Below are 26,547 nucleotides of genomic sequence, written 5' to 3' on the forward strand. Positions count from 1 at the left end.
GAAAGTGACTATCAAATCAATTATCTAACTAAACTGAACATGAAATTGCTCTAAAAACATTCGAATTTACAAATTAATACTAATCAAGTCTCCATTTTTGCAATTTACACTTTATTATCAGCGCCGCCTTGCCGTAAACTATTTTTAATTACGCGATCGCAATAGATCGCATTTTTATTCTGCCCATTTGGCCAAAGGACATGACTAAGATGAAATACATCGAAATAGACGAAGAATTATATCGTTTTATTGCAGGTAAAACGGAACGAATTGGCGAGAGCGCCTCAGATATATTACGTCGTTTACTAGGATTATCAGTTAGTGATGTACAAGCCAATGAAACGGTACACATTAGCCAGCCGGGTTTAGAAACCAAACCATTGTCTGATGAAGAACAAAATGCTCTGTTTATCAAGGCTAAAGAAGCAGTAGAAAAATTGGTAAGCACCAAACATGTTCAAACTAGTGACATGCAAACTGCCACTACGACAACAGATGCCATTGACAATCAACCTGCTGAAGCGAAACTTGTAGTCACAGCTGAAACAGAGACACAAACTGATAATGGAGCTGACGTCGTTTTGTCGCAAACCTCCAATGTAGAACACAGTGATATTGTCAATCAAAGTGAGTTGGCTCAGCAAAAAGGTGCAGTAGGCCGATTCATGTATCTGTTAGAAAATCTTGCTCAGCTTACGGGAGAAGATTTCTCACAAGTGTTACAAGTACAGGGTAAAGGTCGTTTGTATTTTGCCCGCACTAAACAAGAGCTGTTAGATGCCAGCAAGTCTGCTAACCCAAAGCAAATTGGTGAATTCAATTATTGGGTCAGCACCAATAACAATACCGCTAAAAAGCGTACTATTTTAAATGCAGTCTTAAGCCAACTCGGTTGTGACGCTGAAAAAGCCAAATCAATTTCAGCAAATATCTAAATAAAAGGAACGTTATTTTGGCAGTACATGACAGAGCAGGGCAGCACGCGACTCAACATGATTTAGTTAATATTCCGCAACTTATGAGCCACTATTATCGGCTTATTCCGAATATACAAAATCAGGCACAAGCGGTCAGTTTTGGAACCTCAGGTCATCGCGGTAGTGCGCTTGCTTCAAGCTTTAACCAACACCATATTTGGGCAATCACTCAAGCCGTTGTCGATTATCGTCAGCAAGCAAACATAACTGGGCCAATGATTGTTGGTTTTGATACACATGCTCTGTCTTATGCAGCTTATTTATCAGTGGTTGAAGTGCTCACGGCTAATCAAGTAAAAGTGATTGTGCAAAAAGATGAAGGATTTACGCCAACCCCTGTAGTGTCACAAGCCATCGTAGTTGCTAATAAGGGTAAAGTAGATAATTTAACTGACGGGCTAATCATTACGCCATCACATAACCCACCACAAGATGGTGGAATCAAATACAATCCACCTCATGGCGGGCCAGCAGATACAGATATCACCAATCAAATTCAAGCAACTGCTAACCAATATCTTGCTGAACAACTGTCCGGCATAAAAAAAGTTAATTACGATGTTGTTAAACAAACTAAGTGGCTAGATGAGCAAAACCTGATCCAGCCATATGTAGATGCATTAGCAAATGTAATTGATTTTGAAGCCATTGCAAAAGCTGGGATAAAAATAGGTGTCGATCCGCTAGGTGGCTCGGGTATTCATTATTGGGATGTCATCCGTAACACTTACAATATTGACATCTCCTTGGTCAATAACAATGTTGATCCAACTTTTGGGTTCATGACTTTGGATAAGGATGGCAAAATTCGAATGGATTGTTCATCTCCTTATGCTATGGCAGGGTTATTAGCACACTGCCAAGATTATGACCTCTGTTTAGGTAACGACCCAGATTACGATCGACACGGTATTGTTTGCCCCGAATCAGGGTTGATGAACCCAAACCATTTTCTTGCAGTCGCAATCGAATACCTTTGTGAGCACCGCCCACAGTGGTCTAAAGACTTGGCTATTGGTAAAACCTTAGTATCAAGCGCAATGATTGATAAAGTTTGCCATCGTCTTGGTAGACAATGCATTGAAGTGCCTGTCGGCTTTAAATGGTTTGTTGAAGGACTCGCAAATAGTGAAATCGCCTTTGGCGGTGAAGAAAGTGCAGGAGCCTGTTTTTTACAAAAAGACGGCAGCACTTGGTGTACTGATAAAGATGGTTTCATATTAGCTTTATTGGCGGCAGAAATTTTAGCGGTGACAGGCAAAACACCAGCCCAGCATTACCAACGCTTAACTCAAGAGTTTGGTGAGAGCTTTTATACGCGAATTGATAGTCCAATTAGCATGAACAAAAAACAAAAGTTTGCCAAGTTAACAGAAGCGAGCTTTACCCAAAGTACATTAGCCGGTGATGGTATCAAATCCATTATGTCCACAGCACCGGGGAATAATGCAGCCATTGGCGGCATAAAAGTAACTACGGAAAATGGCTGGTTTGCAGCACGTCCTTCTGGTACTGAAGCTTTATTTAAGCTTTATGCTGAATCATTTGTGAGCCAGGCACACCTTGATTTAATGATTCAAGATGCAAAAGCAATGATAGATGCAGCATTAAAATCGAACTAAACATTAAATCATCAATATTGATTTACAAAGCAATAAGGCCAATAACGTCAGTTATTGGCCTTATTTATTCAATGATTTAGTCAGTGCTAAACAAAAAACTTATCAAATCTATCAAAGATTAAAACTTGTAGCTTAAACCAATCGATGCGACGTAATCTTCACTCTTATAAAAGTTAATGTTTGAGTCAGTCACATCAACACCAGCAAACGAAACAAAATCCCAATTTTCTAGCCCCATGAAGTTAGCATACTCATATGCAACAAATAGACGAGATTTATCATCTTTACGTTCTTCATTGAATATTGGATGTGTGCCATCATATTCGCGAGAAGCATAGCTAGCTGTTAATGCCAACATATAACTACCAGTGTGCATAAAGTAGGTTGCTTCAAGTTCATATTGGTCATATGTTTGCGCAATGCCTTCGGCATCATTGTGAAAAAAGCCTACCGTAGTTTTTAAACCTGAGCTTGCTGACAATGGCCATAAATAGCTAGCCTTTAAAGAGAACATGTCACTATCACGTAGTAGGTCATCATGAATAATTCTTTCTTCATCAACTTCTTGTGTACCGAAAGCCATTTCAGCTGAAAAACCAGTACCAGCGATGTGATGTAGTTGCATTCTGAAAGCATTGCCTTCGACGTCTGTTTTACGACGCTTACCTTCATAGTAAGGATCTTGCCATACTTCACCCGCTACTACAGTCGGTAAAAATGAGATATCAAGTTGCGTACCATTTTGCATATCTAGCTGATAACCAATTTCAAATGCTAAATCACCAACAGCAAGATCATCGCGTGAAGTACCCATATAAACACGCTGGTTTAGGCCTTCACCAAAACTATAAGCAACATTACCTAGTGGTGCGACAAAGTACTCTTCTTCTTGTGTACCTTTTTGATTGATATCTTTATATATCGCATCACCTTCGGTATTTAAGTTAGAGTTAGAAGACATATAACCAGTAGCAAAGATAAACTCACCACTCCATCTAGAAGATTCTTCAGCAACAACATTAGTTGCAGATAAAGTAGCAAGAATGGCTGCTGATAAAATACTGATTCTGTTCATAATAACTCTCTCTTTAAGTGTTTTGTTGATCCGTCTTAATTAGTAATCTCCATATAACGAAATCTATTTTAGGGATTTTAAAAGAGGAGACTATGATTAACAGATATGCATATTTGCACGAACGCAAAATCTGGAACTGCGTATAGAGATATTGAAGAAAAGATCTATGACAAAAAGATTTAGATTGTTGGTAAAGTAAAAACAACAAACAGGCTTATTGGAAATGAGTCACCATAATAAACAACTCTATATATGAGGAAGACGACTTGGTACTTGTCCAGAAAGAGGCCGTTCAGCTTCTAAGCAGTCTAAATTTAATCGACATGCGTTTACATTTACTACGGTTGAAAATTTAGATGTAACCATCAAACCATTTTATACAAGAGATGGATGTCATTGCTACGTGCATGAAATGTCATTGCGTAGGTTACTTAATAAAAGAGGAGATAAGAAATTTAACTAGTTCTGTATTTGCTAATTTCTTATGTTTTACAAAATTGAAGATCATTAGACAATGAGGAGCCATAGAGTGACTTGCTAAGATAGATAGTAATAATGAAATGATGAGGAGATGTTGGGTAGAAGGGTTAAGCACAAACCATATTTAACATAATATACATTGTACGCATAAGGAAAAACTTTCCTAAAATCAATAGTGTTGTTAAATCGGCTAATACTTTAGAATGACCATGAAACGTTTGTTTTAATACGTTTTATTACCGCCGATATTTTATACAGTTAACCCGTTTAACTGTGTTTTTAATAATTAAATGGAATTATTAAGGCGGTTATTATGAAAAAACAGTCTAAAGATATACACCCAAAAGGATTTGAAAACATGACGCCCGCCACTCGCGAGTTCTTTTTGTTTACATTCAAAAAGTCGGAACACTCCCACCACACCCTTGATAAAGATAAAGCGGCCGCTTTCTTTTGTGTTACACCCCGAACCATTACAAATTGGTGGCGCACTGGTTGCCCTGCATGGGTTGATAATTACATCAAGCTTTACAAGCGCTCAATACCCAATACTAAAGAATGGCAAGATTTCAGATTTAGCCATGACGGAAAAGAGTTACTAACACCATTCAAGCGGCACTCATTTACAGCAAACCAATTGCTTGGCCTGTTTTATGAAACGCAATTTCACCGCATGGATAAGTCAGAAAATAAAAAATTAAGGCTACAAGTTGATAGTTTGCGCAGCGAGGAAGAAACAGAGGCATTAAAAGGCGAATTAGATTTTTTAATACAGTCGATTAAAAAGCTTAAAGATTCGCCCATACTGGCGCACAAGGGGAAATACTCAAAAAGCGTTAAACAGCCTTAGCGGATTTTATTCTTTACCCATGCTGCGGCCACAATTAGCGCTGCACTCATAATTAATAACAGCCCGTCACTTGGCACGACTTTAACTGTCACTGGGTCGGGCGTTTTTACCGCCACACTGTAATCGCTTGGTAAACCATCAAACATAGTTATGACTCCTTATCCAATCGCCATTCAACTAAATCTAGTCGGCTGTCATTCTCGCTTACTGCTTTGTTTAAATCAGTAATCCCCTGATTGATGCTTGATAACATGTAAAGCAACACTGCGCAAAACACGCCCACGCCGCCATCTTTAGCCGCTTTAAATACTTCACGGTCATTTACTGTCATTATTTTTATTACCTCTTACCTGCCAAAACGCCCTAAATAATCGCATTAATCCCAATGTGCTAACCGCAATTCCCACAATGACAAATTCAAAATACCAAGGCGCGCCATCGTAGCCCATAGCTAACCAACCACCCGTCATGTATGGCTGCAACGCGGGTACAAAGTGCATCAGGAATAAACACAAAAACACCCCAATCACAATTTCATCCATTAATGAATCGCGGCGGTTTTGCAATACCTGCATGTCATAGTCATTATCATTAGACTCACGCTGTTTAAGCCGCTCGGTTTTGGCGTTAATCTTGGCGATTTTTTGACTTATTTCTGCCTTGGCAATGTCTGCGGCGTTTTCTGCTGCAATGCGTTTACGCTCACGATAACCCCCCGTTAAATCTGCAATGGGATTGGTTAAAAAGCTTAATAACCCACTAATCCATGACATATTAAGCCCCGCTTATCGGTTTACCAATGTACTGGCGGTATTGCGGTTTTAATATTCGGTCATCAAATAGCTTTTGCATTAGCGCGGTATACGTTGGAATTTTATTTAAAGCGTTCCACGCATCATTACTTATGCGGTAATCGCTGTCTAAATACCACGGCTGAATGACTAAATCAGTCACTTCAATGCGGTGATTGCCATTTGACCAAGCAGTAATATCTGATAATAAATCACCTGCTGGTTTGGTGATTTCGTTGGCAGCTTCATCACCTTTTTTATATGCCTTACTTGCCATGTAAACACCGTAAATTACCGCAATTGCCACGGCTAAATTTTTGGCACTACTTAAAACCTGCGGCCACTGCTGCGCTAATTTCTGATAGCTCATAGGGATTGTATCCGTTTTCAAAATGAATCATAGCTGCCACAACGTGAACATAATCCGCTTCTGTTAGCTGCTGACCTTGGGCGACAAATGCCTTTTGCGCGACAAACTCAATATATTTGTCAGTCGGGTTATTATCGCTTGGCGGGGCCCATCGGTGGATGATGCCGTAAACATTATCTAAGCCGTATTTGTCACGATAGGTTTTAAGCGTTCTTGCTGCGGCGCGGATACCGTAAAAGGCACTTGTAAAAGTAGAAAATCGACCATCACTGCCCGTTTGACCGTTCCACGGATTAGCCGCGCTATATTCCACGTTTAGCGGGTTGTTGTTGCGTATCCCTTTTGGGATTGGGTCGCCCTGCTCCCCTTGATACGGATTATTGTTTTGCATGTCGCTGTCTCCCGACAATAACGAATCGAAGTTTAGATTTAACCAATCCATTTGCGGCGGTTGCCACTGCGGCACATCTGGCAATATTAACGGGTCGCTAGATGTGCCTTGCTGCTTGCGGTAGAAGTAAAACCCCGCACCCACAGCGGTTGCAATGGTTAATAGCGCAATGAATTTGCGCATCACCCTAAATACTCCATCACCTCAACTTTTGCAGGTGATAAATCACCGTCAACACTAAGCTGTATTTCTGCTCCTACTAAACCATCACGAGTGAATACTTCTCCAATTTTATTCATATATGATTGTATATTGCGATTTACAGAAAGCGGCAAATCAACGGATTCAAGCATTAAGACATCAGTTTCACGCACCTGAAACCCGTAGAATTTACCCTCATACGGCAACACCCACACACCACCCGATACAAAGCACGGATTGGCCGATAAATAAAACGACTTAGCTAGACATTCAATAAATGACGCACCATAATCCGCGCTAAACGCAAGGTGACCGCTTGACTGCTTTATCACTACATACTGACCCGTTTTATCTGTCATCAGCATATCTGGTGATAAATCAGTGTAGTAATCATCTGCAACCCAAGAAACGCCGCCATCTGTTGAGCGGTAAAGCTTGCCCCCAGAATAGCTATAACCGTGATGCTCTACCATTAACCAATTTGCATCACTTAATTTAGCTAGCATTTTATAGCTTGGGTCAGCGTGTTTATTGACTGTTACGCGTTCGGTTTTAATGTTGAAATTAATATCTACATCAGAAAACACCTGAGATATAACATCATTTATAAAGTAATGTTGATGCGCGTGGACTGAAAAGTTAACATCCGAACCTGCCAGAACGCTGATGTCAAATGTTGTAGTAACAACTGAAAAATTACGACCGTCATCTGTACTTTTCCAGATACTCATCAGATTGTTATCACGCTTTGACATGTAAATAACGCCATCTGCGGACGGAAACAAAACATACTCATCATTTGCATGCGCAAATTGTTGATGCTTAACCCACCCCGCACCATCAAAATTTGCCATTAACGATTGAGAGTGACCAGCTAAATATACTGTTTTATCATCAGACACATACAGGTTGTTCAAAAACAGCCCAGTTCCAGTGCTCCACATCTCGCTAATTTCTTGATTCAATGTTGTTGCTGACAAATCTATTTTAGGGTATGGAAAATAACCATTTAATATACCCGCCAATGGTAGCTTTTTCTCATCACCAGCTTTTAATAACCAACCGTCATTAAATGCCGCACCTGTAAGCAATATATCTTTATCCGACCTCACTTCTACCTGTTGACGCACTAAGTCATTACCTGTTAATTGCTTTTGTCCCTGCACATAAACAACACTTGTTCGCAATGCTTTTGCGGCTGCAACATTGATATTACCCGCTTGCGACATGGCAACCTCATCTGCCCAAAATTCAATAGGGGCGCTATCACCTTGAATGATAATTTTATCGAATTGCGTTGGGTTGGGCAGGCTCATTCCGACCCAAAAGTCTGTATCTAAAACCGTTTTACCGTTGTTCTGTAACTCAACTTTTACCACACCGCTTGCTGAAATTAGATTGAAGTGATAACAGGTGCCCACAGCAATAGTTAGCACACCATTGTGAATGTTTTGGTTAATAATGCCCATGTTATTTATTACCCTTTGTTACGATTACCGCGATAATGACACCCGATAACGCAAGACCGCCGATTAACATCAGCATGGTTTTATTGCTTGATTCTGCCAAAGCGACACCATCAGAGCGGCTAAAATCTTTCATATTGTTTAACATCATGTCGTAACCCTCAACCAATTGCGCGGTTGCGTCTTTGCTGGCGTTGGCTGCGCTATCTAATGCGCGGTCGGCAAAATTGGTGTTGTTTTCCATTGAGAATTGCGCAAGGTCAGTATTATTGTTGTTTGCGTTTTGAAGCGCCCCTGCAATCAGCGATGTTAAATCAGTGTTGCTATCCATAGCCGCAAGCGTTACCCGCTCATTTGCTAATACTGCGCTATCCATTGCACCGCCTGCCATAACAAGCGCATCACGACCAAAATTAAAACTTTCCTCGGTAGCCCTTAACTGATTGCGCCCCGATTCGGTTAGCACCTGCTGACCAACTTCTAACATGTGTTGCTGCGCGTCATTGGCTTCGCCATACAAATCAAGTGCAGTATTAAACGCTTGCTCTGTTTGATTCTCACCCATTTGCGCCACATCGGTCACGGCATTAAAGCCGCCTGCAACCATGTTTGCGCCTTGGGTTGTGAATTCTGGCAAAAACACATCAACAATATTTTTAATGATATCGAACGCGCCGCCATCTGTGATTGTATTGCCGTTGCCGTTGAGAATAATGCCGTTATTGTCACCATCCACACCCTGTGATATTGAGTTGTTTTCTGTGGCTTGGCTTGAATTTGATTTTGATGAACTGCCCATTATAAAACCGCCCTTAAAATTGTTTCCGCTGGCTTAAATCCTAAGTGAGCGCCCATTTTCAACATTGGTTTTGGGCGTAATGTATGCAGCCTGATTGAATAAAAGCCGTTTGCTTTGGCTTTTCGGTGAATCTCGTTAATGCATGGCATTGAGTTTTTACCCGCCGCGGCCACAATTACTAATTCTTTGCCATTGCTGGCGATTTCTTCACGCAGTACCGCGAAAAACTCACCATGATTAAAAGAATAAAGCTGACTAATGCCTTGCTGCACTTCGCTTTGAATTGTGCGCAAGTCGTCACCCAAAGCAAAAGCCAACTTATTCCATGCTTGCGTTATTTCTTGCGATTGCTGATTAGCCATACCACCGCCAAAACAGTCACCGCCGCAATTACCATGCTGGCGTTCATTTCGTTTCCGGTACCAAAGCTAACGCCGCCACCGTGAAACGTGCCATCTTGACTTTGTTGGCCTGTTTGCGAACTGGCTGCGCTTGAGTTACTTAACCCACCACCACCTGTCAAACTTGTTAATGCACCTAACATGATTACGCCTTTGTTTCTTCAATGCGCTTATTAACTTTGGTCAGGATAACACCCGCAATCACTGCTGCGGCCACCTGCAAAGCAAACGCTTTATAGTTAAAATTCATAACATTCACCTATTTGCGATTTGTTAGAAAATACATCGCGCCCACCGCAACAACAATGCCACCCAAAATCAATACACCGTTTTGCATTAGGTTTGCGCCCATACTTGCCATCTGCTGACTTACTGCATTGCCGTTTGAGTCGACTTGGCTTGTGGTGTTTTTGGTCGGACTTTGCACCGTTTCAAGTGCTTGCTTTTGCCCTACTGGCGTTGAATCTTTGATTTTCTCGATTTGCTCGTATTGCATCCAAGAATCAAGACCAAATTTTAAAAAGTCTTGTGCGCCTGCCGTCCAACTGTTGCTAAATGCCGTATCACTTTGGATTGTCGGCGCAACTGGTTGAATGGTGGCAACTGGTAATGATGTAACCATGCCGCCCCCCCCCTATTTATAAACCTGGCAAGCCATCAAAATAATCAACAATCACAACACATGCTGTGCTTGCGGTTGTGTCATCTTTGGCATGTAAACGTAAGCGCAAATCTTGCACACCGACTAACGTCAATGCTTGCAACATGTCACCTTCTAATACCAAATCAACGTAGTAATAGCCCGTTTGCGGTGCGCGGCCGTGGTCAACCTGCACTTTTTGACCAAGTATCTTGGGCATTTCGTACATTTTGCGGCTATCCACTTCTAGCTCAATTTTTTCAATATCTGCATCGGTTTTAATGGTAAATCGTGCGATACGCGCATTCGGGTTAGTCGGAATGTTATCAATTTCATTCACACCCGCGTTGAGTGCATACGGGAAACGCTTTACTTTATTGATAACACCAATTGGCGCGGCGTTAGATTGAATAGCGTGTGCAGATAGCACTGGCGCTGTTGCCGCCCCGTCAATATCAATGCTGATAGTGACATTTTGCACTACTGGGTGACCGTCGGCATTTGCCGTACCCAATCCGAACATGCGCGCTTCTTCTAGCGTTTTCATTACGTCATCTTTGAAGTGAAAATCAAGCGTACCCGCAGCCACATTTAGACCAAGGTTTTTATTGCGTGATTGCAATTCGTCACCGTCTTTAAAGTGCTGAATGGTTTTGCCGTTCACATCAACCTTGATTTCTTTAAGCTGCGCAAGCGTTACGCCGCTGTAACTTAGGTGGATTTTGTCGTAAGTCATGCCTAAAGGCAGTTCAAGCGTAGTGGTGTTACCTTTCGCTACATTAGCGAACGATGGAAGTAGTTTCGTCTGTCTCATTGGGCGTACTCCTAACCAATGACACGGCGAACCGTGACCACGTTGTTAGACGCCCAAACAACCGCCGCTGCGATTGCTGCTGTAATTAGATACTGTTTCATTTTGAATCCCCTTGGGAACGTAGCGCCTCACGGCGTGATTAGTGCGCAACCTAACGGCTGCGCTTGACCGACTTAAACTTTAATCATTGTCACAAGTGTTTTACAAAATAAATGCGGGAATATTGCGGGAATTTCCCGCAATATTGATTAAAACTGCACATTTACTTGCTTGTAATTACCAATGCCATTTGTTTTGTGTAGGTAAAACTTTTGGCGTTTTTTGTTCAATCGGTCGAGTTCGATTATCTCGCCAATATCACAATCCAATTCATCAACCCATTTACGCGCATCAAGTTTTGTTTGCTGTGCGCCGACAATAAATTCAGCGCAATTGCCAATAATGGTTTTTGATACTTCACTTGGTCGCTGAAAAAGATAATGACCAACTAAGCCAAACTTGCGGCCACCCGTGGCAATTTCACCAATGCGTGAACGCTCGGCGGCTGTGCCCTCGGCATATTTTCCGTATTCTTCAAACACAACGTGCAATTCTCGATTACCATCACTTGCAGCCCAAACCACATTGGCAAACCAAATTGCTTCCTTTCGCATTTGAGACTTTTCAACGTGTGGCAAGTAAAACACCGCAAACCTTTTACCGCTTGCCCATGCCTCGGTAAATGCCCTTAAAAATGTTTGCCTTGTAGTGTAATGATGCACTGCACGACCATCACCCACACCTGACAATTTACGCAAGCCGCCTTTTTTGTAATCGCTGTACATATCAAAACCTGCGATATGCTGACCGTATAATTGCAAGCGCTTAAAAGCCGCAGTCTTACCGCTGCCCGATGCGCCGCAATAGCTTTTGTGTCGAACTTCTAGCGCATTATTTGCATTGATAGCCATTTATGCCGCCTGCTGTTTTTCGGCCTCAGCGTTTGCCTTGGCTTCATCTTCTTTTTGGTATCGCTTATGTGCAGCATATGCACCAAAACCCATACTGGCGGTTGCAATGCCTGCTTGAATTTCAACACCCCATTTATTCATAATTTCGCCCATATCAGTTAAACCGTATTTAACAAGGCAAGGCGCGACACCCTCAGCCCATTTTTGAACACTGGCAGGGTTTAGCCCGTAATCACGCCCTGTGACACTTTCAACTGTTACCGCCACCAATCCCGCGATTTCATTGGCGAGTGTTTGCGCTTGCTCAACTTGGGTCTTGGGTAGTTGTGGCTCAGTGGTGTTTTGCTCTGGGATTTCCGCTTGCTGCGCGGCATCCATACCTAACAATTCCGCTGACACTTCGGGCGACCATTCGGCATCATTTGCGGCATTCATTGCGGCATCATTTGCGGGCTCATCCTGCATTGCCAATTCAACTACATCTTGCGGCTGCTCTGTGCTTTCCGTGATTTGCTGTGCTTTTTTGGCCTTTGCTGGCGCGTCTGTTTTCTTGCTCATAGGTATTAGCCTCTGGTTGCTTTAACTAGCATTCCCGCAATGCCTAATAGCACTGCGGTAATTGTGATTACTGATTTAATGGGATTATCTTGTTTTGGCTCGACTTCATCGGCTGGGATATGCTCACCCACTTGCGGCGCTGATTGTGTTTGCCGCGTTGGTTGCCATTCGTCCGACTCTGGATTACTGGCCGTTTGCGTATCATCTTCAAGCGCTGAATTGCTGATTGCCGCATTCCATTTGGCTTGAAGCCGCTTGCCACTTCTTCGGTCACAACCACAGCTTTTGCAATGCAAATAAAGCAATGGCGAATTACTTAGTTTTTTGATTACGCCTTGACCGCCGCAAGCGTCACACTCAACACACGCTAATGGTTCACCCGCCATAAAACACCCCCTGACCAAGTACAACAAAAGCGGAAAAACCCACGACTAACCCCGCTGTTACAGTGTTAATAGTGCGGCGTCTAATAATCTCGCTTTTCTTGACTGCCTGCTTTGCAGCTTGCTTGCCTTTGGCTCCAGCTTTGATGATTTTATGGTTAATTGCGGCGGTTATTTCAGCGCCTAATGATTCAAATTGAGCGTTATACCTTGCGGCTGCTGCTCGTTTATTGGCATGATTTCCCATCATTCCCACCTTTTTTTTAATTATTGTGATAATGCAGTCAGCAAATCACCGATTAATTTATGGCTTTCTTTTGCCGCTTGGCTGGCTAACTTCATTTTGTTAGCAGGCCACACTTCAGATTCAGCACGGTGCATTAAGTCACCTATTTTTTTATGACTTTTAAGCATATCGTTAACCTTGCTTTGATTAACCATTTATCCCCCTTTGGCTGGCGTAGTTTTGTTTAACCTTTCATTCCGCTTTCGCTTAAATTCTTCAAAAACATCACGCCGCAAGTTTAAGCCTTGTGATATCTGCTTATGAATATCAAGCTTTGGTGGCGCAAAATGACATTTAACCCCTTTTGAAACACCCATTATCACCCCTGCAAAATTGATTGATAACTTTCAAAATCTTGTAAACGCTCATTTGTCGCTTGCTCAATATCAACAAGTGGCGCGATTACCTGTTTTAATCTTTGCGCCCATTCCGTTTCGCTTTCAATTAACCGATTGCGAACCTTGCTAAACGACTTGCGCAATGTTTTTGGGCAAACCGTCATCAGTGCATCAATGGCGGTTACTGGTTTTTCAGATAAAGAATCAAATGCACCCCAAAGGCGCGCACCCACCGCCCATTTAAAGAATTTTTTAAACGGGTATTCACCTTTAAAACTAATGTGATAGTCAAACGCCATGATGGGCGATTTTCTCAACTGGGCTTTGTCGCGCTTTATGTATGATTCAATTTGCTTGATGCGCTCATTAATTCTGTGTACTGGCTTTTTAGCTTGAATAGCAAACGCTTTGCCTTTGATAACGTTTTTCAGTTTTTTGTAATTATCTTTAATGCGGTAAACAACAGGCTCATTTTTACGGGCTAACTTGGTTTTAACTTCACCAATTAGGCTAGCCATATGTTCAGCGTGAAAACTGGCGATATGCTCCCACGGTAAAGCGCGCGCGGTTTTTGAAATGTTGTAACGATTACCTTTAATTGTGCCTTGGTCGCTCACTTGACCTTGCTCACCTTTAAGCAAATAACCCAATGCTTTGAGCATATAGCCGCTTGCTGCGTTTGCATTTTTGATGCGTTCAAGCTTGGCGAACCCTTGCCCCCAAAGCGATTCAATACGACTTGCCCACGCTCTGAATAAATGCGGTTCGACTTGCCATCGCAATAAAACATGGCAATGCGGATTCGGCCTTGCATCAATTGAATTAAAGCCGTTTTTATGGCCGACAACTTCAAATTTTGCAGGTGCTTCGGCTACCCATAGATAATCAAGTTTATCGCCGATTGGCTCTATCACTTGTTCATCATTGGCAATGCAAGCAAACTGATTGCTGTGAAACATGTCTTTTTTCAATTCACGCTCTGGAATCTGGAATTGTTCAGCTGCCCAGCCGCGCTGGTACATCTTCTGCATTGCATCAAAAAAGCGTGAACATTCAGCACCAATTGTTGATTCACCGTCAATAATTCGCTGTCTTGCTTCATCTTTAAAAGTCAACGTTAAAAATGTGGTATAACCACCACGAACAGCGGCAACGTATGCGCCGCTGTCTAAAATGTTCTTTGCTGCTTTTGTGGTTAAAAACTTGGTTACTCTGTCGCCTGCTTGCTGCGGCGGGGCTTGGGTCGGGCTGTTATTGGTTGTAACACTAATGCGGTATTCATCTGACCATTTTCTGCGGCTAATTCGCGCAACTGGCGCACGGCGCTCACGGTCAATATGGGTAATTTCGCCCGTTTCTTTGTTAATTGTGGGCGTTTCTAATGCGCCTATCTCGGGCGTGTAAAGCGACTGTGGTTGAGCTAACGCTTTTTCCGCTGCTGGCGCTAAACTAATGCCTTTTTTCCTCAAATGCTGCGCATACGCAGCTAATGCCATCGACTTTTGCTGTCTTTCTATGGCTTGCTTTTTCCGTGTCGGACTTTTGCAATCCTTGACCAGCCTAGCTTTCTCGGCCTTTGGCCGCCCTGCGGGGCTTAGGGTTTTATAGTAATTCGAATTAAAATAATTACGCTCTAAAATGGCAAAGCCATCATTTAGCTGATTTAATTCTGATTGCTCACGACCAGACATAAAAATACCGCCCTTTGGGGCGGTTAAGTTTAGTTTTTCAATATGTTCAATTGGCGGTAAATCATCTGTTATCTCAACAGTTGACACACAAACTTCACCACCTTGATTTTCTTTGAACTGCTGATTTTCTCCAAAATTAGGCATGTAATTGTCAACATGCCCAGCTGGGTAATAACTACCTGCTTTAATCTTCATTCTGGTCAACCCCTAATATATCTTTAGCAGCCAAGATAAAAGTGCGAGCGAACAACGCAAGGCAAACGCCATACCCAACCACCGAAAGTATTAGTAAAAATTTCATAAAATTATCAATCGTGAACATTACTCACCACCTAATAACTCAGCGGCGCGTAGTCTTGCCTCTCTCGCTAATCTCATTGTTTCTTGATACTTGGGCGCATTGCCTACCCTGCGGTAGTATTTCGCATAATTAAGCAGTGACTTAGCCAGATTGATGTTTGACTCAATTACATATTGCTCATCTAGGATTCGCTGTAATAACTGGCGCATATTACTCACCCTCCCAATAACTTAGCTCTTTTAGGTTTTCATCTATGCGCTCAACTTGGGTTAGGCAAAAATCTAGGTCAGTCTCAATAGCTTCATAAGCATCACTAGATGTGTCACCTCCCAACTTAGTCTTAATCAAACAAAGCAGACTCGTTAAGAATGCTGCATCATGAATACCGATAAGCAGGGATATTTTGTGATGATAAAGCGCGTTGTTTTGCTCGTTTATTTTTTCCGAAAAGACAACCGCTTGACTTTCTGACAGGTTAAAAACTTCTTTCGGTGCAATGATGGTAGGTCTTTTCATTACTTAGCCTCCCAATCGGCGACCATCACACGTAATACATCTAAATCACCCGCTTTAACTAGCGCGTGTAAAATATCAATATGCAGAGCGCTATCATCAAGCTGCTTTTCTTGCTCAGTGATAAGCTTGCTTGCTCTAACATTGGCTGCTCTCGCGTTTTCCAGCTCAACCCATTGATGCGCGTTTTCCTCTGCGGATTCGCGCAACATCAAAATCAAATTATCTTCTGGCTGGCTCGCCTCTTTTTGATACTGGGTCAACTCCAAAATAGCTCCGCGAACCTCAGCGGTCATATTTTGGTAGGTATGCCCATAACGAGCTGATAACCCTAAGTCTCTAGCTTGACGACTGGCATCAATAAACCCGCCCGCCTGCCTAAGCAGGTACTTTTTGATTAACTCGAATAATTGAGGATTCATTTCACACCCCCACAGCGCTGTAACTTCGCCTTTAGGAATGCAATTGCTTTGCGGCTGCGCTCTAATTTCTCAGTGGAAAAATTTTCCTGAGTGACAATCATTGATGTGGGCAACCAACTTGCTAGTTGAATTGTGGTGTTACCAATCGGCTTGCTAAATTTCATGTTAATTCCCTCTAGTGCATGTAACAGCGCATTGGATTGGGGCGGCAACAGCGTAGCTACTTCGCTGCGCCGCCCTTGCACTGCTGGACGAAAACAAACATAACTCAAACCGAATTAAGTTACCATGATACAACAAAAGGCGTTGTTGCACTTTGTATCGTCTACTATACTTTGAGCTATTAGCACTCTGGACGGTACTAAAAATGCAACCCTCTCAATTGCTCGACCTCGTTAAAACCGCGACTGGCCTAGAAACTGACTACAAGGTTATGAAGAAATATAGCTTTTCATCGGCTGGTGTATCAGCTTGGCGAACTAATCGCGCTTTTCCTAAGAATGATGTATTAATTCGATTTGCTGAGATTCTAGATGTTAATGCAGGGCTATTAATGCTCTACGGCCTTACATGGCGGGAAAAGAACGAAAAAGCCAAAGCGGAATTAAACGCGCTAATCAACGCAATCGCAAATGCGAATTTTGACGATTCATTCATTGAAAAGGCAGAAGGCAAAGCGGTAGATATGGAAAAAATTTCCTACGGTAATATCAAATATTCCGTTGTAAATCATACATTAAGTGGTATGTGGTGATTTACCGTTTTATACATTGTGCGCAGTTGCATGTATTATTCAGGTTTAGCTTTATTCTTGTCTAGTTAAACCAACCATGTGTCTGAGATTGCCTACTTTCAAAAGTATGTGGCTAATGCATGCCAGAATTTAACCTAAAACAGAGATTGAACTTAAATGGCACGCAATTGTTGTTAAAAAATATAGGCATTTAGCCAGCTAAATGACGATGCATAGCTTAGCTGAATTTATCTGTGTATCAGGTCACGTATCTATCACATGCCAATCACGTCGCTTTTTAATGTTCAACTTGTTTACGAAACCTATCAGTTCCAGTTTATGTTCATCATTTTGTTGAATACTTAAAAATTGATAACGAAATTTAAAGTCATAGATTATGCTTCAGAGATACGATTAAGCATGGTGCTGCAACAAAGTAATTTATCGCACACCAACTCACTCATTGAAACAAGCTTTCACGCTGGTCAATGTTAATCTCAATATTGAAGTAAGAAAATTATCTGACTCCAGCTAAATCCTACTAAATCCTACTAAATCCAAAGTATCTACATAACTTACAATACATTCGTCAAGTGAACATGCTGCCCAACCGATAAAGTTTGATTTTCAATCATAGTTTCACTGTCAAGTTTTGCTTGTTGATGATTACAAACCACGCGTTTTTGGCAATTAACTAAACAAATCTGCCATACAGCTTGTTTAGTCTGCTTATCAAGACATTGAAAGTCAGCTGCACATAAGTGGCCAGAAGCGATTAGCTTCTGGATTTTGTCATTACTGATAGTGATGTTTAATGATTTCATAATAATACCCAATATAATGAGAATGATTATCATTATATATTACTATTAATGATTTTCAATTATTTTGTTTCTGTTTAGCAAAAAACTTGGTCTACACTTTACTAAGGTAAAAAAGGCTAGTGCTTTGTTTGAACGGCATTCTATTTCATCATATTTGAGGTATTACATGTTCCTAGAAAAGGCCAAAAAGAGCCCTATTTTTTCGAGTAATAAGAATACAACACCACAATCTTCAGTAGCTGGCTGGAAAGTACTCATTGTTGACGATGAACCCGATATCCACTCAGTTACCAAGCTTGCCTTATCCCGTTTCAAATTAGATGACCGCCCTCTTTCATTTCTAAATGCCTATAGCGGTGAACAAGCTAAAGTGGTACTTAAAGAGCACCAAGACATTGCAGTCGCTTTTGTCGACGTTGTAATGGAGAGTGACCATGCAGGGTTAGAATTAGTAAAGTGGATCCGTAGTGATCTTAAAAATAATAAACTTCGAATTATTCTTAGGACAGGACAACCAGGTCAAGCGCCAGAAGAAGATGTCATCGTTCATTATGATATCAACGATTATAAAGCTAAAGCAGAGTTAGACTCCCGAAAACTGACAACCAGCGTTTATTCTGCTCTACGATCCTACAGAGACATTATGCTCATTGAACAAGGAAGGTTAACACAGCAACAGCATAGACAAGGTTTAGAGAAAGTATTAAAAGCGACTTCTGGATTATTTGAACTACGCACATTACACAGGTTTGCTGACGGCCTTCTTAATCAGGTTGCGGGACTTTTAAATTTACAGTCTGAAACACTGCTTTTAACATGTAATTCACTAGATGCAATGAGTGGTCCAGTCGACTCTTCTGAGATTGAAGTACTTGCGGGGACTGGTAACTTTCATAATTGCAGCAGCAAAGATATTCCCGATTCAATTTATTGTTTGTTAAATAAGGCCCTGGCCGAGAAACAATGCTTATATGAAGGATCTGTTTTTATCGGTTACTTCCCAACTAAAACAAGTAGATGGATAAACTTACTTTATGTTGATGGCATCAATGAAATAAATGAGTTAGATCGTAAACTCATTGATATCTTTGCTATTAATGTCGGTATTGCCTTTGAGAATCTATTGTTAAATCAAGAAGTAGAAGATACGCAGTCTGAGTTAATTTTACGTTTAGGTGATGTCGTTGAGAGTCGATCAAAGGAAGCTGCGAATCACGTCAAAAGAATGGCTGAATACAGTTATGAACTGGCAATACTTGCAGGATTAGATGAGCAAGAAGCTGACTTGCTTAAACATGCTTCTCCAATGCATGACGTCGGTAAAATTGCGACACCTGATGCAGTATTATTAAAACCTGGAAAGCTTGATGATCAAGAGTGGCAAGTCATGAAGCAACACCCTGTTATTGGTCATCAAATTCTAGAAAGTTCTAACCGCCCTATTTTACAAGCTGCAGCTATCATTTCTCTGCAACATCATGAAAAGTATGATGGTAGTGGTTACCCAAATGGATTAGCTGGTGAAGATATCCATATTTTTGCTCGTATTGTGGCTATTGCAGATGTTTACGACGCTTTAACTCATAAACGTTGTTATAAAGAAGCGTGGGCCTTGGATGACGTGCTAGATGAAATGAAGCGCTGCAGTGGTAGCCACTTCGATCCAACACTATTATCACTCTTCATTGATAATATAAATATATTTGAGCGCATTAAAACTCACTGGCTTGATACCTAACTTCGTTTAATTAACTTTGGTTATCAGCTAAGAAATCAAATAATACGGTTTGTGATTGTTGTTGGTAATCAAAACTAACAAACATGCGCCATACCATGTAATTACTGCTACATGAACCGTAAATCAATTCGCCTTCATATTGTGTTTTACTATCGCTTACTTGATGTAACGATCCTGGAATGATCCCCATAAACATATCGCGTCCTTCTACTAGAAATTTTACGTTTTCTACATCTTGAGAAAAATTCAATTTTACATTGAGAGGTAATTCGCTAGGAGCATGCTCTGGTGTTATTGATAAAGAAACAGTTAAATCTGCAACAATCTGGTTACACTCACCCTGATTAAAGTTACATAAACTATTATCCAGTGGGTGTTTTTTTATAACTTCCTCCTCTACATCCCTGCAGCCCACTAATAAAATGAGTAAAAATGCTAATAAAGAAAAATATTTTAATGATGTTTGCATTTCGTTTCCTTGTAACAAATTCAGTAACATTTATTTTGCGGATATTGATCTAGATCAACTTTGGCCGCTGACTTCAGGTATCTTTTTTGAGTAAGCTCACGTATCATTAACGCACATCGTGATAGAGAGCAATATTTCGATGTAAATCATTGACAAACTAGACAAATATTAAACAAGTTATGTTTATTTTTTGTTCGGAAGTCATTTTTAACAGGTAAAGACACTTCTTTACTATAACTAAAAGCAAAAGTAATAAGCCGTGGAAGCATTATGATGAATCATTCCCAGTCTACAGCTGCTGATTACAATTACACTATTGTTCGTCAATTTGCCCTCACAACAGTGTTGTGGGGAATTGTTGGTATGGCAGTAGGTGTACTTATTGCGGCCCAGTTAATCTGGCCACAATTGAACTTTGAAACTCCTTGGTTAACCTACAGTCGTTTACGACCGTTACATACCAATGCTGTGATTTTCGCGTTCGGTACTTCAGCACTATTCGCAACATCTTACTATATCGTTCAAAGAACTTGTCAAACCAAACTATTTGCACCTAAATTGGCTGCGTTTACTTTTTGGGGCTGGCAAGCAATTATCCTCTCTGCAGCCATTTCACTACCACTAGGATTCACATCTGGTAAAGAATATGCAGAACTAGAATGGCCAATTGATATTGCCATTACTATCGTTTGGGTATGTTATGCCATCGTGTTTTTTGGCACGATAATTAAAAGGCAAACATCACATATTTATGTTGCAAACTGGTTCTTTGGTGCATTTATCATCACCGTAGCAGTACTTCACATTGTTAACTCAATGGCTGTGCCTGTTAGCATGACCAAATCTTACTCAATGTACTCAGGTGCAATTGATGCAATGGTTCAGTGGTGGTACGGACATAATGCGGTAGGTTTCCTACTGACAGCAGGTTTCCTCGGTATGATGTACTACTTCGTACCTAAGCAAGCTGGCCGTCCTGTTTATTCTTATCGTTTATCTATCGTTCACTTCTGGGCATTAATTGCATTGTACATTTGGGCTGGTCCTCATCACCTACACTACACTGCCCTTCCAGATTGGACTCAATCACTTGGTATGGTGATGTCACTCATCCTATTCGCTCCTTCTTGGGGTGGTATGATCAACGGTATCATGACGCTATCCGGTGCATGGCATAAACTACGTACCGACCCTGTACTTAGATTCCTTGTTGTTTCATTGTCTTTCTATGGTATGTCTACCTTCGAAGGCCCAATGATGGCAATCAAAACTGTAAACGCACTTTCTCACTACACGGATTGGACTGTCGGTCACGTTCATTCTGGTGCATTAGGTTGGGTTGCAATGGTTTCTATTGGTTCTTTGTACCACCTTATTCCTGTATTGTTCGGCCATGGTCGCATGTACAGCAACAACTTAGTCAACGTACACTTCTGGTTAGCGACAATCGGTACTGTGCTATATATTGTGGCTATGTGGATTTCTGGTGTTATGCAAGGTCTGATGTGGCGAGCAGTAAACTCTGACGGTACGTTAACTTATAGTTTCGTTGAGAGTTTAGAAGCGTCATACCCATTCTACTTTGTACGCTTTATTGGTGGTGCATTCTTCTTACTTGGTATGTTTATCATGGCATACAACGTAATGAAGACAATTAAAGCACCAAAAGATTCATTACCAGCACCAGCTGAAGCATAAGGAGCCGATTCGATGAAATTTAATCATGAGTTAATTGAAAAGAACATCGGCTTACTTGGTATTTTTACTGTAATCGCCATTAGTTTTGGTGGTTTAGTACAAATTACCCCGCTGTTGTTCCAAAAAGACACAACTGAACCAGTAGAAGGTCTAATTCCATATACTGCGTTACAGATTGAAGGTCGTGACATTTATGTGCGTGAAGGTTGTTATAACTGTCACAGCCAAATGATCCGTCCATTACGAGCAGAGACAGAACGTTATGGTCACTACTCTGTTGCTGGTGAATCTGTATGGGATCACCCGTTCCAGTGGGGTTCTAAACGTACAGGTCCAGATTTAGCGCGTGTTGGTGGTCGTTACAGTGATAAATGGCATGAGGTTCATTTAATTGATCCACGTGCAGTTGTCCCTCAATCTAATATGCCTGCGTACCCTTGGTTAATGGACAATGTGCTGGATGGCAAATTGACCAGAAGAAAGATGGAAATCTTAAGCAATTTCCACCCTTCTCATAATATGTACACAGAAGAAGAATTCGCTGGCGCGCAAAAAGCGGTTGAAGGAAAAACTGAAATGGATGCGCTAATCGCTTACTTGCAATCATTGGGTCACGCGCTCAAATAGGAGGCATTTATGGATTATGGCACTTTTCAAGGCATTCTAACAATCATTGTTATGGTGACTTTTATTGGGATTTTTTACTGGGCATACAGTTCACGCAGTAAGGCTAAATTTGACGAAGCTGCCAACCTTGTATTTACCGAAGAAGAAATCGCAGATATGTCGAAGGACTCAGGAGAGAAAAAATAATGAGTAACTTCTGGAATATTTGGATTATCGCTCCAACAATTTTGGTCATTGTGGGCTGTGTAGTCTTACTAGTTGCATGTTCTAAGAACAACACTGGTGTAGATGAAGGTGAGTCAATGGGCCACAGTTTTGATGGAATTGAAGAACTGAATAACCCACTACCTAAGTGGTGGTCATATATGTTCTACATCACGATTGTGTTTGGTGTTGTTTATTTAGCTTTATACCCTGGTTTAGGCAGCTTTAAAGGCTTATTTGGTTGGACAAGTGCAAACCAAAGCGTCGTATCAATTGCTGACTCAAAAGCAGCCGTTGAAACAGCAAAAGCAAATAACCAATTATCACAATATGACCGTGAAGTAGAAGCGGCTGCTAAGTTATACGATCCAATCTTTCAAGCTTATCTGGCTCAACCGTTAGAAGAGTTGATCAAAGATGAAGAAGCTCTAAAGGTCGGTGGGCGTTTGTTCTTACAAAACTGTGCTCAATGTCATGGTTCTGACGCACGTGGTTCTGTTGGCTTCCCTAACCTAGCAGACAACGCTTGGTTATATGGTGGTGAACTTGCTGATATCAAGAAATCGATCATGGATGGCCGCAATGGCATGATGCCAGCAAAAGGTGGTTTACCAATCGAAGACAGCGAGCTAAAAGGCTTAACTGAATACGTGTTAAAGTTATCAGGTCGTGACCACGATGAGGCACTTGCTGCACAAGGTCAAGGTTCATTCATGAAAGGTTGTTTTGCCTGTCATGGCATGGATGGCTCAGGTAATAAATTCATGGGCGCACCGAATTTAACTGACAATGCTTGGTTATATGGCGGTAAACGTGAAGACATTTTTGAGTCTATTAAAAATGGCCGTGCAGGTGTAATGCCAGCATGGAAAGACATTTTAGGCGAAGAGAAGGTTCACGTTATTTCCGCTTATGTTTATAGCTTAAATAACAAGTAGTTACATGTGTTAATTAAAAAGCCTCGAATTCATCGAGGCTTTTTTTTTAAGTGTTAATTAAGCAAATTAAAGGTAAAATATACCTAGCTTAAAACAATAAAAAATAGGAAGCAGTATGTCTGATATCCAACCTTGGTATAAACAATTCTGGCCTTGGTTTTTAATTATTTTGCCTTTGTGTGTCGTTATAGCAAGCCTTACAACGTTCAAAATTGCATTGGACAATAAAGATTCATTAGTTGCTGAAGACTATTACAAGCAAGGCCGTGGTATTAATATGGACTTACGCAAAATTCAACATGCCAAGAATATTGGTATGCAGTTTTTGGTCGAAGTGCATGATGATGAATTACTTATCACGCAACATGGTGGACCTGAATATAAAGCCGCTTTAAGTGTGAGATTTTTCCACCCTACTTTGGCTGACCGTGACTTTAATGTAAACACGACAGCAAATGCAAAAGGCACTTATCGTATCGCTCTTTCCGATGCAATTTCAGGCCCATGGGAAGTAAGGCTGGAAGGCTATGACAACACATGGCGTATACAACAACGTATTGAAATAAAAGATGATATTGAGTATTGGTTGAATTAATTATCAATGACTAAATGTTATCACTGCTCTGAGCCAGTTCCGACTGGCTTAGACTTACACACCACCATCGACAACATTGAGCAACCAATGTGCTGTTTAGGTTGCCAAGCAGTTTCTCAAGCGATTGTTGATGCCAATTTAATCAGCTATTACAAATTCCGTAGTGAACCAGGTGAAAAACAAACCGTATTAGTACCTGATCAGCTCCAACAATTCCTCGCCTATGATTTGGCTGAAGTACAAAAAGATTTTGTACACAATAGCGACAGCAAACAAACAACGTCTTTATTCATCGATGGGATCACTTGTGCTGCTTGTGCGTGGTTGATTGAACACAAACTCAAAACACTATCCGGTGTTATCTCAATTCAAGTTAACTCCACCACACAACGTGCATTAGTAAGCTGGAATGAACAAACTGTTAAGTTGAGTGAAATTCTTAATCAAATTAGCGCTATAGGTTATCAAGCTGCACCTTATCAAGTGGATGAACAAGAAAAGCTCAGTAAAGCCAACAGTAAAAAGTTTCTACTTCGATTAGGCCTAGCTGGTTTTGCGACTATGCAAGTCATGATGTTCGCCCTTGCATTATATTCAGGCTACTTTACCGATTTAGAACTCGAATATCGTGACTACTTTCGTTGGGTGAGCCTCATTTTTGCGGCGCCAGTGGTTTTTTATTCCGCACAACCTTTTTATTTTAGTGCCATTCGTGGGTTATTAAGTAAGTCCCTCAATATGGACTTATCAGTATCAATCGCCATCGCAGGCGCTTATATCGCAAGCTGCATAGCCACAATTAATGGTGATGGTGAAGTCTATTTTGAATCTGTCACTATGTTTACCTTTTTCTTATTACTGGGGCGGTACTTTGAACAAGCAGCAAAACAAAAAGCCAGTATTAATGCTAGTAATTTACATAAATTAGTGCCACTAACAGCCAGTATTGTTACCAATAATAATGTCACCCAAATCGCAGCCAAACAACTACGCATTGATGATGTCATTTTAGTAAAACCGGGTGAAATGATTGCCGCCGATGGTCTTATAATCGATGGTAATAGCAGTATCAATGAAGCGATGCTTACAGGTGAACACCTTCCTTTACCCAAGGGAATAAATGAACAAGTGTATGCAGGCACAATCAATGTTGACCAAGCCATCAAAATAAAAGTCAATGCGTTAGGGCAAGATCAATTAGTTGCTGAAATTATTCGCCTGCAAGAAGTTGCTACAAATGCAAAGCCTAAAATTGCCATTCTAGCTGAACGAGCAGCAAGCTATTTTACTGGTGTTATTCTTATTATTGCTGCGTTGACCTATGTTGTTTGGCAGTTTGTATCGCCTGAAGATGCATTTTGGGTCACATTATCAGTTTTAGTTGCTACCTGCCCTTGCGCGCTTGCATTAGCAACACCAACTGCCATTACCTGTGCCACATCTTTGTTTACTCGAATGGGCATTATTACCCGCAAAAGTGGTGTATTTGAGAAAATGCCACAAATTGATCATGTTGTTTTCGATAAAACCGGTACCCTTACCTGTGGCCGATTTAACATTTGTGATGTCCAATGTTATGCAGACTTAACCGCTGATCAAGTACTCAGCTTAGCCAGTGCCTTAGAGCAAGCCTCTTCTCACCCAATTGCATATGCGTTTAAAACTATACAGCCAATGGGTGATGTCACCAATATCCATAACCACATTGGCCATGGTATCGCTGCTACTTGGCGAGGTAAAATGGTAAAACTGGGCAAGGCAGAGTTTGTAGACTGCAACATAAATCAACAGCAAGAAAATGAACAGCACATGCAAATTCTGTATCTGTGTGTTGAACAAAAATTACAGGCAAAGATTTGCATTGAAGATAGCATTAGATCGGATGCACAAGATACCGTACATGCGCTCAAGAATGCCAATATTGATATCAGTATTGCCAGTGGTGATAGCTCAAATCACGTATGTTATATAGCAACTAAGCTAAATATTAACCAGCTACATTCTGGTTTATCGCCCGCGGAAAAACTTTCCTATGTGCAACAGTTACAGCAAACTAAACAAGTCGCCATGTTTGGTGATGGTATAAATGATGCCCCAGTGTTAGCAGGTAGCAATTTATCAGTCGCAATGGGAAGTGGCAGTGCTTTGGCTAAAAACAGTGCAGACCTTATCTTACTTGGCGATAAGCTGTCACGATTTAGTGATGCAATATCCATAGCAAAGAAAACAGACAACATAATCAAACAGAATTTATTTTGGGCCTTAGGGTATAATGTGTTGATCATTCCATTAGCCGTTACGGGACATGTATTGCCCTATATTGCGGCTTTAGGTATGTCATTTAGCTCGATCATTGTGGTAAGCAACAGCTTACGTCTTCTTAAAATAAAACCGTGAGCCCA

The 26,547-nt window shown here is 41.1% G+C and carries 35 protein-coding genes; 11 read left to right on the forward strand and 24 right to left on the reverse strand.

Annotated elements, in window-relative coordinates:
- Window positions 1-209: 209 nt before the first annotated feature.
- Together seqA and pgm are read left to right on the forward strand one after the other, a co-directional pair.
- Window positions 210-935, forward strand: a complete 726-nt coding sequence (gene seqA / locus ACHUGF_RS12455; RefSeq protein WP_394131635.1) for a replication initiation negative regulator SeqA — start codon at window positions 210-212, stop codon at window positions 933-935.
- A gap of 17 nt (window positions 936-952) precedes the next feature.
- A complete protein-coding gene (gene pgm / locus ACHUGF_RS12460) occupies window positions 953-2,599 on the forward strand; it encodes a phosphoglucomutase (alpha-D-glucose-1,6-bisphosphate-dependent) (RefSeq protein ID WP_394131637.1) in 1,647 nt (548 codons plus the stop codon).
- 118 nt (window positions 2,600-2,717) lie between these two features.
- Here pgm and ACHUGF_RS12465 read toward each other — a convergent pair whose 3' ends face one another.
- Complete coding sequence (locus tag ACHUGF_RS12465) at window positions 2,718-3,674, reverse strand: DUF2860 family protein (protein WP_394131639.1); 957 nt, start codon at window positions 3,672-3,674, stop codon at window positions 2,718-2,720.
- A gap of 793 nt (window positions 3,675-4,467) precedes the next feature.
- Here ACHUGF_RS12465 and ACHUGF_RS12470 point away from each other — a divergent pair.
- Window positions 4,468-5,004: a DUF3653 domain-containing protein gene (locus tag ACHUGF_RS12470; protein ID WP_394131640.1), complete on the forward strand. Its 537-nt coding sequence runs from the start codon at window positions 4,468-4,470 to the stop codon at window positions 5,002-5,004.
- On the opposite strand, the gene ACHUGF_RS12475 is transcribed toward ACHUGF_RS12470, so the two are convergent.
- From ACHUGF_RS12475 to ACHUGF_RS12575, 21 genes are all read right to left on the reverse strand, one after another.
- Window positions 5,001-5,150, reverse strand: a complete 150-nt coding sequence (locus ACHUGF_RS12475; protein ID WP_394131642.1) for a hypothetical protein — start codon at window positions 5,148-5,150, stop codon at window positions 5,001-5,003. The genes ACHUGF_RS12470 and ACHUGF_RS12475 overlap by 4 nt on opposite strands.
- Window positions 5,151-5,152: 2 nt before the next feature.
- Window positions 5,153-5,335 (reverse strand): hypothetical protein, encoded by a 183-nt coding sequence (locus ACHUGF_RS12480; protein WP_394131644.1) that lies wholly within the window; start codon window positions 5,333-5,335, stop codon window positions 5,153-5,155.
- Window positions 5,322-5,777, reverse strand: a complete 456-nt coding sequence (locus ACHUGF_RS12485) for a hypothetical protein (protein WP_394131646.1) — start codon at window positions 5,775-5,777, stop codon at window positions 5,322-5,324. Before ACHUGF_RS12485 ends, ACHUGF_RS12480 begins: the two co-directional genes overlap by 14 nt.
- Before the next feature lies 1 nt (window position 5,778).
- Entirely contained in the window at window positions 5,779-6,165 is a 387-nt protein-coding gene (locus tag ACHUGF_RS12490) for a hypothetical protein (RefSeq protein ID WP_394131647.1), read from the reverse strand.
- Entirely contained in the window at window positions 6,119-6,739 is a 621-nt protein-coding gene (locus ACHUGF_RS12495) for a hypothetical protein (protein WP_394131649.1), read from the reverse strand. The genes ACHUGF_RS12490 and ACHUGF_RS12495 overlap by 47 nt, the downstream gene beginning before the upstream one ends.
- Complete coding sequence (locus ACHUGF_RS12500; protein WP_394131651.1) at window positions 6,739-8,226, reverse strand: beta propeller repeat protein; 1,488 nt, start codon at window positions 8,224-8,226, stop codon at window positions 6,739-6,741. The genes ACHUGF_RS12495 and ACHUGF_RS12500 overlap by 1 nt, the downstream gene beginning before the upstream one ends.
- Window position 8,227: 1 nt before the next feature.
- Complete coding sequence (locus tag ACHUGF_RS12505) at window positions 8,228-9,022, reverse strand: hypothetical protein (RefSeq protein ID WP_394131652.1); 795 nt, start codon at window positions 9,020-9,022, stop codon at window positions 8,228-8,230.
- On the reverse strand, window positions 9,022-9,384 hold the full coding sequence (locus ACHUGF_RS12510) for a hypothetical protein (RefSeq protein ID WP_394131654.1): 363 nt from the start codon (window positions 9,382-9,384) through the stop codon (window positions 9,022-9,024). The genes ACHUGF_RS12505 and ACHUGF_RS12510 overlap by 1 nt, the downstream gene beginning before the upstream one ends.
- Complete coding sequence (locus ACHUGF_RS12515; RefSeq protein ID WP_394131655.1) at window positions 9,357-9,566, reverse strand: hypothetical protein; 210 nt, start codon at window positions 9,564-9,566, stop codon at window positions 9,357-9,359. Before ACHUGF_RS12515 ends, ACHUGF_RS12510 begins: the two co-directional genes overlap by 28 nt.
- 116 nt (window positions 9,567-9,682) lie before the next feature.
- Entirely contained in the window at window positions 9,683-10,045 is a 363-nt protein-coding gene (locus tag ACHUGF_RS12520) for a hypothetical protein (protein ID WP_394131657.1), read from the reverse strand.
- A 16-nt stretch (window positions 10,046-10,061) separates the two neighbouring features.
- Window positions 10,062-10,877, reverse strand: coding sequence for a major capsid protein P2 (locus ACHUGF_RS12525; RefSeq protein WP_394131658.1), 816 nt, complete (start codon window positions 10,875-10,877; stop codon window positions 10,062-10,064).
- A 248-nt stretch (window positions 10,878-11,125) separates the two neighbouring features.
- The gene (locus tag ACHUGF_RS12530; protein WP_394131660.1) at window positions 11,126-11,827 is read right to left on the reverse strand and encodes a hypothetical protein; all 702 of its coding nucleotides are present in this window, start codon (window positions 11,825-11,827) and stop codon (window positions 11,126-11,128) included.
- Window positions 11,828-12,385 carry a hypothetical protein gene (locus tag ACHUGF_RS12535; protein ID WP_394131661.1) on the reverse strand — a complete coding sequence of 186 codons (558 nt, stop codon included), beginning with the start codon at window positions 12,383-12,385 and terminating at the stop codon, window positions 11,828-11,830.
- 5 nt (window positions 12,386-12,390) lie between these two features.
- Window positions 12,391-12,771: a hypothetical protein gene (locus ACHUGF_RS12540; RefSeq protein ID WP_394131663.1), complete on the reverse strand. Its 381-nt coding sequence runs from the start codon at window positions 12,769-12,771 to the stop codon at window positions 12,391-12,393.
- Complete coding sequence (locus tag ACHUGF_RS12545; protein ID WP_394131665.1) at window positions 12,761-13,018, reverse strand: hypothetical protein; 258 nt, start codon at window positions 13,016-13,018, stop codon at window positions 12,761-12,763. The genes ACHUGF_RS12540 and ACHUGF_RS12545 overlap by 11 nt, the downstream gene beginning before the upstream one ends.
- A 17-nt stretch (window positions 13,019-13,035) precedes the next feature.
- Window positions 13,036-13,209, reverse strand: coding sequence for a hypothetical protein (locus ACHUGF_RS12550; protein ID WP_394131667.1), 174 nt, complete (start codon window positions 13,207-13,209; stop codon window positions 13,036-13,038).
- 164 nt (window positions 13,210-13,373) lie between these two features.
- Window positions 13,374-15,278: a hypothetical protein gene (locus ACHUGF_RS12555; protein WP_394131668.1), complete on the reverse strand. Its 1,905-nt coding sequence runs from the start codon at window positions 15,276-15,278 to the stop codon at window positions 13,374-13,376.
- Window positions 15,279-15,404: 126 nt separating this feature from the next.
- The gene (locus ACHUGF_RS12560; protein ID WP_394131670.1) at window positions 15,405-15,593 is read right to left on the reverse strand and encodes a hypothetical protein; all 189 of its coding nucleotides are present in this window, start codon (window positions 15,591-15,593) and stop codon (window positions 15,405-15,407) included.
- 1 nt (window position 15,594) lies between these two features.
- Window positions 15,595-15,900: a hypothetical protein gene (locus ACHUGF_RS12565; RefSeq protein ID WP_394131672.1), complete on the reverse strand. Its 306-nt coding sequence runs from the start codon at window positions 15,898-15,900 to the stop codon at window positions 15,595-15,597.
- Window positions 15,900-16,319: a hypothetical protein gene (locus tag ACHUGF_RS12570; protein ID WP_394131674.1), complete on the reverse strand. Its 420-nt coding sequence runs from the start codon at window positions 16,317-16,319 to the stop codon at window positions 15,900-15,902. The genes ACHUGF_RS12565 and ACHUGF_RS12570 overlap by 1 nt, the downstream gene beginning before the upstream one ends.
- Entirely contained in the window at window positions 16,316-16,483 is a 168-nt protein-coding gene (locus tag ACHUGF_RS12575) for a hypothetical protein (protein ID WP_394131675.1), read from the reverse strand. Before ACHUGF_RS12575 ends, ACHUGF_RS12570 begins: the two co-directional genes overlap by 4 nt.
- 203 nt (window positions 16,484-16,686) lie before the next feature.
- Here ACHUGF_RS12575 and ACHUGF_RS12580 point away from each other — a divergent pair, with 203 nt between their 5' ends.
- Window positions 16,687-17,073: a hypothetical protein gene (locus ACHUGF_RS12580; RefSeq protein WP_394131677.1), complete on the forward strand. Its 387-nt coding sequence runs from the start codon at window positions 16,687-16,689 to the stop codon at window positions 17,071-17,073.
- Between the two features lie 554 nt (window positions 17,074-17,627).
- Here ACHUGF_RS12580 and ACHUGF_RS12585 read toward each other — a convergent pair.
- The gene (locus tag ACHUGF_RS12585) at window positions 17,628-17,876 is read right to left on the reverse strand and encodes a hypothetical protein (protein WP_394131679.1); all 249 of its coding nucleotides are present in this window, start codon (window positions 17,874-17,876) and stop codon (window positions 17,628-17,630) included.
- A 166-nt stretch (window positions 17,877-18,042) separates the two neighbouring features.
- Between ACHUGF_RS12585 and ACHUGF_RS12590 the strand changes: the two genes are divergently transcribed.
- Window positions 18,043-19,614, forward strand: coding sequence for a DUF3369 domain-containing protein (locus ACHUGF_RS12590; RefSeq protein ID WP_394131681.1), 1,572 nt, complete (start codon window positions 18,043-18,045; stop codon window positions 19,612-19,614).
- Window positions 19,615-19,624: 10 nt separating this feature from the next.
- Here the strand turns inward: ACHUGF_RS12590 and ACHUGF_RS12595 are convergent, their stop codons facing one another.
- Window positions 19,625-20,083: a hypothetical protein gene (locus ACHUGF_RS12595; RefSeq protein ID WP_394131682.1), complete on the reverse strand. Its 459-nt coding sequence runs from the start codon at window positions 20,081-20,083 to the stop codon at window positions 19,625-19,627.
- Between the two features lie 270 nt (window positions 20,084-20,353).
- Between ACHUGF_RS12595 and ccoN the strand changes: the two genes are divergently transcribed.
- The 6 genes from ccoN (at window position 20,354) to ACHUGF_RS12625 (ending at window position 26,542) form a co-directional block, all read left to right on the forward strand.
- Window positions 20,354-21,781 carry a cytochrome-c oxidase, cbb3-type subunit I gene (ccoN, locus tag ACHUGF_RS12600; RefSeq protein WP_394131684.1) on the forward strand — a complete coding sequence of 476 codons (1,428 nt, stop codon included), beginning with the start codon at window positions 20,354-20,356 and terminating at the stop codon, window positions 21,779-21,781.
- A 12-nt stretch (window positions 21,782-21,793) separates the two neighbouring features.
- Window positions 21,794-22,408, forward strand: a complete 615-nt coding sequence (ccoO, locus tag ACHUGF_RS12605; protein ID WP_394131686.1) for a cytochrome-c oxidase, cbb3-type subunit II — start codon at window positions 21,794-21,796, stop codon at window positions 22,406-22,408.
- Window positions 22,409-22,417: 9 nt separating this feature from the next.
- A complete protein-coding gene (locus ACHUGF_RS12610; protein ID WP_394131687.1) occupies window positions 22,418-22,594 on the forward strand; it encodes a cbb3-type cytochrome oxidase subunit 3 in 177 nt (58 codons plus the stop codon).
- Window positions 22,594-23,550, forward strand: a complete 957-nt coding sequence (gene ccoP, locus ACHUGF_RS12615) for a cytochrome-c oxidase, cbb3-type subunit III (RefSeq protein WP_394131688.1) — start codon at window positions 22,594-22,596, stop codon at window positions 23,548-23,550. The genes ACHUGF_RS12610 and ccoP overlap by 1 nt, the downstream gene beginning before the upstream one ends.
- A 115-nt stretch (window positions 23,551-23,665) precedes the next feature.
- On the forward strand, window positions 23,666-24,145 hold the full coding sequence (locus tag ACHUGF_RS12620; protein WP_394131690.1) for a FixH family protein: 480 nt from the start codon (window positions 23,666-23,668) through the stop codon (window positions 24,143-24,145).
- Between the two features lie 6 nt (window positions 24,146-24,151).
- Complete coding sequence (locus ACHUGF_RS12625) at window positions 24,152-26,542, forward strand: heavy metal translocating P-type ATPase (protein WP_394131692.1); 2,391 nt, start codon at window positions 24,152-24,154, stop codon at window positions 26,540-26,542.
- Window positions 26,543-26,547: the final 5 nt, after the last annotated feature.

Origin of the sequence: Shewanella maritima (genome assembly GCF_043643735.1) — a bacterium.
GTDB lineage: Bacteria > Pseudomonadota > Gammaproteobacteria > Enterobacterales > Shewanellaceae > Shewanella > Shewanella maritima_A.